6 protein-coding genes, 1 tRNA gene and 1 other RNA gene are annotated in these 9,009 nt (G+C 73.0%); 1 reads left to right on the forward strand and 7 read right to left on the reverse strand.

Annotation, left to right across the window (positions count from 1 at the left end):
* Positions 1-32: 32 nt before the first annotated feature.
* An RNA gene (gene ffs, locus ACFZBT_RS17350) (signal recognition particle sRNA small type) lies at positions 33-131 on the reverse strand.
* Between the two features lie 72 nt (positions 132-203).
* On the opposite strand from ffs, the gene ACFZBT_RS17355 reads away from it, so the two are divergent.
* Positions 204-291: transfer RNA gene (locus ACFZBT_RS17355), tRNA-Ser, on the forward strand.
* An 89-nt stretch (positions 292-380) separates the two neighbouring features.
* On the opposite strand, the gene ACFZBT_RS17360 is transcribed toward ACFZBT_RS17355, so the two are convergent.
* From ACFZBT_RS17360 to ACFZBT_RS17385, 6 genes are all read right to left on the reverse strand, one after another.
* On the reverse strand, positions 381-2,003 hold the full coding sequence (locus tag ACFZBT_RS17360; RefSeq protein WP_391103936.1) for an amino acid ABC transporter substrate-binding protein: 1,623 nt from the start codon (positions 2,001-2,003) through the stop codon (positions 381-383).
* 4 nt (positions 2,004-2,007) lie between these two features.
* On the reverse strand, positions 2,008-4,263 hold the full coding sequence (locus ACFZBT_RS17365; protein ID WP_391103939.1) for a hypothetical protein: 2,256 nt from the start codon (positions 4,261-4,263) through the stop codon (positions 2,008-2,010).
* A gap of 127 nt (positions 4,264-4,390) precedes the next feature.
* Complete coding sequence (locus tag ACFZBT_RS17370; RefSeq protein WP_391104452.1) at positions 4,391-6,382, reverse strand: copper resistance protein CopC; 1,992 nt, start codon at positions 6,380-6,382, stop codon at positions 4,391-4,393.
* A 219-nt stretch (positions 6,383-6,601) separates the two neighbouring features.
* The gene (locus tag ACFZBT_RS17375; RefSeq protein WP_391103941.1) at positions 6,602-7,069 is read right to left on the reverse strand and encodes a cupin domain-containing protein; all 468 of its coding nucleotides are present in this window, start codon (positions 7,067-7,069) and stop codon (positions 6,602-6,604) included.
* Entirely contained in the window at positions 7,066-7,779 is a 714-nt protein-coding gene (locus ACFZBT_RS17380) for a GNAT family N-acetyltransferase (protein ID WP_391103944.1), read from the reverse strand. The genes ACFZBT_RS17375 and ACFZBT_RS17380 overlap by 4 nt, the downstream gene beginning before the upstream one ends.
* On the reverse strand, positions 7,772-9,009 hold a 1,238-nt coding region (locus ACFZBT_RS17385; RefSeq protein WP_391103946.1), incomplete at its 5' end, for a penicillin acylase family protein. The genes ACFZBT_RS17380 and ACFZBT_RS17385, both read right to left, overlap by 8 nt.

The following is a 9,009-nucleotide window of genomic DNA, read 5'->3' on the forward strand; positions in this document are numbered from 1 at the left end:
ACTGACAACGAGCCCCGCCCCGGAAACCCGGGAACGCAAACGCCCCCCACGCACCCGCCAGAGCCAACCTACCCTTGCTGCCTTCCGGCCCTGGGGGAGTTCAGTCAGATAGCGCCGCGTGAGGGGCTGCGCCAAGGCTACCTGATGTCAGGGGCAGGGAACGAGTTCGCGAGCACTCCTCCCAGTCATGTAATGTCTTCGACGGAGGATTCGCCTAGAGGCCTAGGGCGCACGCTTGGAAAGCGTGTTGGGGGCAACCCCTCACGAGTTCGAATCTCGTATCCTCCGCCAGTGCCTCACCGGGCACGATGTCGAAGGGCCCCACCGTTCGCGGTGGGGCCCTTCGACGTTGTCCGGCTCGGATGAGCTCTCGGGGCGGATCAAGGTGTCGTGCTGGGGATCACGCAGTTCTTCGGCTGGGGTTTGCCCGTGGGCCAGCCGAGGCCTACGAATTTCAAGGTGCCCTCGCCTTTTCGGCCCGGGTCGAGTTCGACGATGGCGGCCGGTTTGTCGTAGGCGTTGCCGCCGGTGGTGAGGCAGATCAGGCCGCTGGTGGCCTGGACTCGGTGGCGGGACTGGAGGAGGGACCACTGGCGGCCCACGTCCTCGCGGGTGGGGGCGGTGGTCTCGGGGGCGCCTCGTTGGGCCTGGTGGAGGGCCTTGCCGATGGTGATGAGGCCGTCGTAGACGAGCATCGTGCGGGAGTCGTCGAGGTTCGGGGTGGAGCCGAGTGCCGTGCCCTCGCGCCGGGTGGTGGTGATCTGGTTTCTGAGGGTGTCCAGGGCCGCCTTCGGTTCGGTGAGGTACTGGGGGAGGTCCTGGGCGGGTGGTCTCTTGTCGTGGGTCGCCGTGTAGCGCTTGGTCCACGCCGTCAGTTCCGTGGTCCAGGCGTCGGGGTGGGCGGGGGCCGCGTACTGCACCGTCACCTTGGGCCTGCCGTCCTCGCCGCGGAGCCGGGCCCAGTCCTTCTCCGTCATGGCCTGGCGCAGCGATGCCGCGTCGGAGCCGCTGACGATGGTGTAGTGGCGGTTCTCGCAGCCCACCTGGGCGAGCTTGAGGGCGAAGATGCGCAGGTGGAGCGTGCGGCCCGCGAAGTAGACCGTGTCGGCCTCGGAGTCGCAGATGTTGTTGGCCGTCTGGGTGAACTGGTTGCCGGTCGAGCCCGGCTCGTCGATGGACGGGGACTCGAAGGACATCGCGGCGGGGCCGGCCGGGCCCTTCTCCTTGATCCTGCTGAACGCCCTGGCCAGCGACTCGTTGTAGCCGTCGGGGCGTTTGTCGTAGACCAGGACCGTCCTGAGGTTGCGGCGGCCGCGTTCGCCGTTGAAGTTGGCGAGGGCCTGGGCCGCGTCGTTGTTGGTGGGGAGGATGCGGGCCAGGCCGGGGAACTTCAGGGCGGCCATGCCGTCCGGCCGGTCCTCGTTCGCGATTCTGTCGCCGCTGATTCTGGCCGCGAGGACCGGGACCTTGTTCTCCGTCAGGCGTTTCACCGCCGCCTCCGTGGCGGCGAGGCTCAGATTGAAGCCGGTGACCGCGCGCAGCCGGTCCTCAGGAGAGGCGGCCATCCGGAGCAGGGTGTCGACGACCTTCGCCTGATGACCGTAGGCCTGTCCGGGGTTGGCCAGGACCAGGCGGATCCTGGGGGGTTCGCCCTCGCCCTCGTTGGCCTGCCGCTGGCCCAGGTAGGCGCCCTGGAGGTCGCTGCGCATCTGCCGGCGCAGGGCCTCGCGGTCCGACTGGAGCGGCAGCATCATCGCCACCGTGACATGCGGCTCGTCCTCGATCCGCTGGTTCTCGCGGGCGATGGCCCGGGCCACGTCGGCGATCTCCGGGGTGTCGAAGTCGTAGCCCTCTCCGTTGACGCCGACGCACTCGTCCCCGATCCGCTCGACTCCTTCGGCGCAGGTGTCCGGCCTGCCGAGGAAGGAGGTGGTGAGGGCCACGCCTGCCACGATCGCCCCTACGAGCAGCACCGCGTAGAGGATCTTCCGCCATCTGGGCATGCCGTCATCTCCTTCGCCGGAGCTGTTCGGTGCAGGTGCAGCGCAGCAGGGGCTGCTCGTTCTCCGCCAGGCCGCTCCACTCCGTCGCCGTCCTGCTGAGTCGGCCCGCGCCCTCGAAGTCCATGATCGAGAGCAGGTCCAGCAGCTTGGCCAGCGTGCGGGCGGTCTCCTTGCCGGTCGGCCTGGTGCGCTCCTCGCACAGCCACACCGCGTGCAGCAGCTGGTCGACCGTGCGGCGCAGGGGCGGGCCGTCCGCCCCCACCAAGCCCTGGGCCCGCTCGCGTCGGGCGTCCGCCCCGCCCGGGTAGGGGGCCTGGGCGATCTCCAGGAGATCCGCGCACCAGGCGCCGGGGCGGCCGGGGAGGGTGGCGGCGAGGTGGCTGACGACGTCGTCCGCGCCGCCGGACACCAGGTGGTGGTTCATCCGGTGGGCGGTGAGCGAGCGGAAGGCCCCGTCACGCCCGTGGTTCCCGTCACGCCCGTGGTTCCCGTTGCTCCCGTGGTCCCCGTTACCCCCGTCGCCCCCGTGGTCCCCGTCGCCCCGGGCGTCCTGCCGCTCGCCCGCCGCTCGTTCCGCGTAGTGGTCGCGCAGCAGGTGGTGGTCGGCGTACCAGGCGGCGCCGCCGGGGCGCAGTCCGTAGAGCCGGTGGACCAGCAGCTGGCGGAGGCCGAAGTCGCCGATGAAGTGGCGTTCGCAGGCGGGCCAGCCGGTGTCGGTGAGGAGCCGGGACACGTGATGGGCGGTCAGGTGGTGGACGTGGCCCGACTGGTGGTGGCGGAGCAGGACGTCCGCGCACTCCGTGTCGTGAGCCACCGACAGGTGGGAGAGGAGGTCGAGCCACTGGGAGCGGTGCTCGGTGGGGAGCCGTACGGGTAACTGGTCCAGGATCAGTTCGCGGAGCAGGACGTCCGCGACCGGGCGTTCGGGGGTGTCGTCGCCGGGGAGCCGTAGCGGGGCGTCCAGGATGTCGCGGTCGTTGGCGTCCGCCGGCATCCGAAAGGCCGCGGCGGCGGCGGAGAGGCGGATCACCGTGTGCGGGCGGCCGCCGCTCAGCCGGGCCACGGCGGCGTCGATCCGGCGGCGGTTCGTGCCGCCCTCCGGCTCGGCGCGCTGCTGTCTTCGTACGGTTTCGCGGCGGAGCTGGTCGCCGGTGAGCAGGGGCATCCGCAGCAGGACCACGCCGTCGGCCAGGGGTGCCCGGTCGGCGGACTCGTCCGTGCGCCGGGACCAGGCGGGCGGGGCGCCGTCGGCCGGCCGGTACTCCGCCGGGGGCGCCACCTCCTCGGACGGCAGGCCGCCGTGCAGGAAGGCGCCGCCGTCCGGACGGCGTGCCGTGCCCACGATCACCACGCGGTCGCGCTGCCCGGCCCGGCGGTCGGTGAGTACGGCGCGCAGCAGCCGCTCGCCGAGGGGCGACTCGGCGTGGTCCAGCAGCATCGCCGGGCGGCCGACCCGGCGGAGCCAGCCGGAGGGCGAGGCGTACGCCGCCTCCAAATCCTCGCGCAGGGCCCGGAAGAGGAAGCTCTCCGCGACGTCCCGTGCCTCGCCGCCGGCGCGGAAGTCGGCGGCGAGGATGCGCAGCCCGATCCTGGGCTGTCCGGCCGCGCCGGGATAGGCGCCGTAGAGCCGCTCCAGTTCGGCCCTGCCGCGGGGGGCCAGTCGCTGGAAGAGGGCGTCCAGCAGGGCGTTGCTCACGGCCGCCGAGTACGGGTCGAGCGCCTGCCCGTAGAGGGTCATCAGCAGGTTCCGGATGGCGCCGCGCAGCACGCCCCGCCAGAAGTCGCCGGTGACCAGGCCGCGCAGGCGCTGCTTCTGGGCCAGGCCCTCGTAGCGTTCGGCCTCCGTCGCGACCGCCTCGGGCGTGCCCTCCGTGACGCCGGTCGCGATCATGGCCAGGCCCGGGAAGAGCCGCGGGAAGGCGAACGAGCCGCCCGTGCCCTGCCAGGTACTCAGCCGGCGGGCCACCTCGACCAGGGCCTCGGTCGTGGCCGAGCGGGCGCCGGGCTCCGGGTCCGCGCGGTCCGCGTACACCGGTGAGGCGCAGTCCAGGTGGATCACCGGCACCTTGGCGGCGAAGCGGTCCCGTACGGCGCGCAGCAGGCGGCCCTTGCCCATGCCCGGTCCGCCGGTGAGCAGGACGACGGGCAGGTCGGGGCCGTACAGCGGGTCCCGGCCGGCCCCCGACGGCGTCCGCCCGAGCAGCCCCGCGAAGAAGCCCTCCTCGCCGAGGAGTTTCTCGAAGCCCAGTTCTTCACACACGGACCCCCCATGGAGTGCCTGCCCGCCCGGAGGCGGGTGACCCGTGACCGATGTGCCATAAACGATCCAGTGGAACACGGAACTTCTGGCCGGACAACGGGGGCTGCACGGGGAGGAGTTGGCGAACCTAGGACACGATCCGCACCTGCTTCGAAACGGTCACCTGGTCGACGTCGGACACCCGCACCGTCGTCTTCATCGTCCAGGTCCCGGGGAGGGGCAGGTTGAGGGAGTTGGTGCTCCAGTAGCCGACGTCGGTGAGCTCGGCGTCGATCGGGCCGACCTTCTTGGAGGGCAGGGTGAAGGTGATGCGGACCTCGGGGACGGTGATCGGGCCCCCGTCGGAGCCGTGGACCACGGCCTGGATGCCGTTCTCGCCGACGCGCGCGGGGTCCACGGTGACCAGGACGGTGCCGCTGCCGGTCAGGGTGTCCAGGCCCGTGTCGTAGGGCACGGTGACCAGGGTCGTGGGCGGCAGCGCGCCCGCCGGGGCCTGCCGCGCGGCCTCGGCCTGCGCGCGGCCCGGCAGTGTCGTGGTGAGCAGGGTCGTGATCAGCAGCACCACGGCGGCGACGGCGACCTCGATGAGGACGGAGCGGCGCAGACCGCGGCGCACGTCGCCGTTCCCGTCGCCGTTTCCGTTCCCGTCACCGTTCCCCTCGCCGTTTCCGTCCTCGTCGTCGTTTCCGTCCTCGTCGCCGTCCCCGTCCTCGTCGCCCGGCTCGCGGGCCGGCGCCTCCGGCCACTCCGGCTCCCCGGTGTCGGGCGTCCCGGGCTCCGCGGTGGCTTCCGGTGGCGGCGGGGCGCCGACCGGCTGCGCGACCCGTTCGCGCACGGCCGCCACCGCCGCGACCGTCCGAGTGGTCTCCGGGGCCGCGACCGTCCGAGTGGTCTCCGGGGCCGCGACCGTCCGAGTGGTCTCCGGGGCAGCGACCGTTCGGGTGGTCTGCGGGGCAGCGAGGCGGGCCGTCCAGCGGCGCGAGTACCCGGCCGCCAGCACCAGCACGGTCACCGCGAACAGTTTCGCGAGCAGCAGCCGGCCGTACGGCGTGCCGGACAGCGCGGAGACGGAGCCGAGGCCGCGCCAGGACTGGTACACGCCGGTGACGACCAGGACCGTCACCGAGGCGAAGGCGATACGGGAGAAGCGCGGCACGACCTCCGTCAGGTTCTCGCCGGACGAACGGCGCAGGGTCAGGAGCAGGGCCACGAGCCCGCCCAGCCAGACCCCGGTCGCCAGCAGGTGCAGCACGGACGACGTCATCGCCAGCGGCACCTGGATCCCCGCGGAGGCGTGCTCGGCCGCCGCCCAGGTCAGGGCCAGCCCGACGGCCAGGGTCGTGCCCGCGGCCAGCGCCACCGGATCCCGGCGGTCACGGCGGTCACCGCGTCGGGACAGCCACACCAGGAAGCCGGCGGTCAGCAGGACGACGGCCAGCCTGGCGAGGAGGGCCAGGCCCGGGCGGCTGGTCAGGGTGCGGCCGAGTGCGGAGGCGTCGAAGGCCGCCGCCGGGCCCGCGCCCGTCTCGTACGGGGCGCGAAGCAGGAGCAGGACGACCGTCGAGCCCAGCAGCGTCCACCAGGCCGTCAGCAGCGGCCCGCGCAGCGGGGACCTGTTCACGGGACGGCACAGCAGCGCGAAGGCCGCCGCGCCGACGAGCAGCGCGGCGGCGAGGTAGGCGAGGTAGCGGGCGGCGTCGTAGAGGCCGCCGGTCAGCGGGTCCTCGTCCGGGCCGGTGTCGATCTGCGTGCTCGTGGCGGACCGTTTGCCGACGGAGAAGGAGAAGGCGCCGGAGACCGGGTGGCTGTCGGCGGACACCACCCGCCAGGCCACCGTGTAGGTGCCCTGGGCGAGTTTCCTCGGCAGTCCGACCCGGGCCGTCTCGGAGCGGCCGTCCGCGTGCGTGGCCTCGCCGGTGTGGATGCGGCGCTGGTCGGGGCCGAAGACCCGGAAGGAGTCGTCGAGCAGGCCTACGGACTCGGTGAAGGTCAGGGTGACGCTGCGGGGGGCCTGTTTGACGAGGGATCCGTCGTCAGGGTCGGTGCTGCGGAGGGCTGCGTGGGCCGAGGCGGGGGCTCCGCTGAGGAAGAGCAGGACCAGCACGGTGCCGAGCAGCACCAGGGCCTGGAATCGCCGCGGGTGTCCGACATTGCGCTCCTCGTTCCGCCGTGGGTCCACGTGGTTCTCCGGGGTCGGGCTGTACGGCTTCCGGATACGTACGGATGGGAAGGGTGTAGCGCTCATCGGATGGGTGGCTGTGTTGTGTGGCGAGTGCGGGTGCGTTGTGGCTGGTCGCGCCCACGCGGCGGAGCCGCACATCGATTCAGCCCCGCGCCCCTAAGAGCGGGACAGCCCCCGGATTCTGTGTGCCTCTGCCGGATAGCGCGCCGTCAGCTCCGCCTCATCCCCGTGTTCATAGCCCTCGAACGTGAAGCCGGGCGCCATCGTGCAGCCGAACAGGGTCCACTGCCCGCGGGTCCTCCCGCCCATCCACGTACCTGCCGGGACGGTGAACTGGACGTGCCGGCCACCCAGGACATCCGGGCCCAGCACCACCGTCCTGCTGCTCCCGTCCGGGGCGAGCAGGAGGAGTTCCAGGGGATCGCCGAGGTAGAAGTGCCAGACCTCGTCGGTCGGGAGGCGGTGGAGGGCGGAGTAGGCGTCCGCTGTCAGGAGCGCCACGATCGCCGTGCCCTCGGGGCGGCCGTCGGGGCGTTCGGGGCCGGCCCAGGTCTGGCGGAACAGGCCGCCCTCGCGGGGGATCGGTTCCAGGCCGTAGTGCGCGATGAGGTCCTCGGGCGTCACGCGGGGAAGAGTACTTCCCGGTCGAGGAAGGCGAGCTGTGCCTTCTTCTCCGGCAGGTACACGTCCGCGTCCGGGAGGTCGATCTCCGGCAGGACGACGACCGGCCCGGCCGTGAAGCCCAGTTTGAGGAAGCGGGCGACGGCCTTCTCGTTGCGGACGTCCGGGTCGACCACGACCCGCCGCCGGTCCAGGCCCAGCAGGACGTATCCGGCGATGGCCGCCACCAGCAGGGCCGTCCAGCCGGAGCGCGTGCCGCCCGGCCCGGCGGGGGCGAGGAGCAGGTGGACGCCGATGTCGCCGGGGCGGACGTCGTAGCACTCGCTGACGCGGTCGGCCTCGGGCTCGTAGGTCTGGAGGAGGGCGACCGGCTCGCCGTCGCGGACGACGAGGTAGGCGTGGTGGGTGGTGAGGGTGTCCAGGTGGGCGTAGGTCTCGGCCACCTGACGCTCGGTGAGGTCGTTCATGCCCCAGAAGGCGGCCCGGTCCTCGTTCACCCAGCGGTGGATCACGGCGGCGTCGGACTCCGGGTCCAGCGGCAGGACGCGGACGGTGCCGAAGCCGTCGGTCGCCTGCTCGTGGACGGCCGTGCGGGAGGCGTACGGGGTGTGCGGGGTATCCGGGGTGGGCGGGCTATCCGGTGTGTGCAGGGTGTGCGGGGTATCCGGTGTGTGCAGGGTGTGCGGGGTATCCGGGGTGTACGGATCAGACATCGGTTTCCTTCTTCAGCGAGGTCCAGTCGGTGACGACCGGGACGAGGTCTCCGGCGAGCCACAGGGAGAGCTGGTCGCGGTGGTGGGGCGAGCCGGGGACGCCCGAGGCGCCGAGCGGGACCACCCAGCGGCTGTCGTCGCGCCGGGCCAGGTCCCAGACGTAGCGGGCCGCCGGACCGCGGGCGGCGCGGTCGCTGAGGCCGGGTACACCCGAGGTGCACAGCACGCAGTCGTGGTCGCCGGACAGGGCAGGTTCGTCGTACGGCGTCTCGGGGTGCAGCGGGCGCCAGGGGGTGAGCCGGTGGGTGTCGCCCCAGACCCCGGCCGGGGGCCGCTCGGCGACCTCCTCGATCGCCGCTCGGACGACCGCCGGACGGTCGATTCCGTACAGGTCCTCGGCCCGCAGCAGGTGTTCGAGGGCGAAGCCGACGCGGGGGAGGAGGGCCAGCCAGGGCTGGAACACCTCCGGGTAGGCCGGGGGTGTGGCGAGCGCGGCGAAGGCCGGATGCGCCGCCAGGTTCCGTACGACCGCTCCGCGCACCGCCGCGTAGCGGGCCGCGTCGGCGCTGCCGGCGTCCATGCGGCGGTCCCAGGCGAGGAGGTGGTCGCGGAGGGCCGCGGCCTCGGGAGTGAGGCCGTCGAGGGCCTGGATGTGGTCCAGCAGGGGGCCCGCCGAGGCGAGGTGGGTGTCCGTGTGGATCGCGGGCATGTCGGCGGCGGACCAGTGCTCCTTGCGGGAGAGCAGTTCGGCGATGCGGCCGGCGCGGTGCGGCGGGGCGAACTCGACGCCGAGGGGTTCGGCCGGGCCCCGCTGGTTGGCCATGACGGCGACGCCGTCGGTGAGTCCGGCGCGGGGCGTCTCGTGCCGTCCCCGCCACTCGTGGCCGGGCTCCCAGGCGGGCACCACGCGCAGGCGGTTGGACTCGGCGCGCAGCGGCACCCACCCGGCCACGCGGTGCAGTACGCCGCCCTCGGTGTCGGCGGCCTGGACGACGTTGACCGGCTCGGCCCACCGGTCGAAGGCCTGGTCGATGTCGGCGACGCGGCGGGCCCGCAGCAGCGGCAGCAGGGTGCTGAAGCCTAGGTCGCCGGTGACGCGGGGCGGGTAGCGCAGGCTGATCGCCACGGGCGGGCCGACAGGGTCGGCGGGGTGGTTGGGGTCGTTGGGGTCGTTGGGGTCGGCAAGTGCAGGTGCTCCGGCGGGAGCGACCGGATCGGCGGGAGCGGCAA

The organism is Streptomyces sp. NPDC008137, assembly GCF_042957035.1.
Lineage (GTDB): Bacteria > Actinomycetota > Actinomycetes > Streptomycetales > Streptomycetaceae > Streptomyces.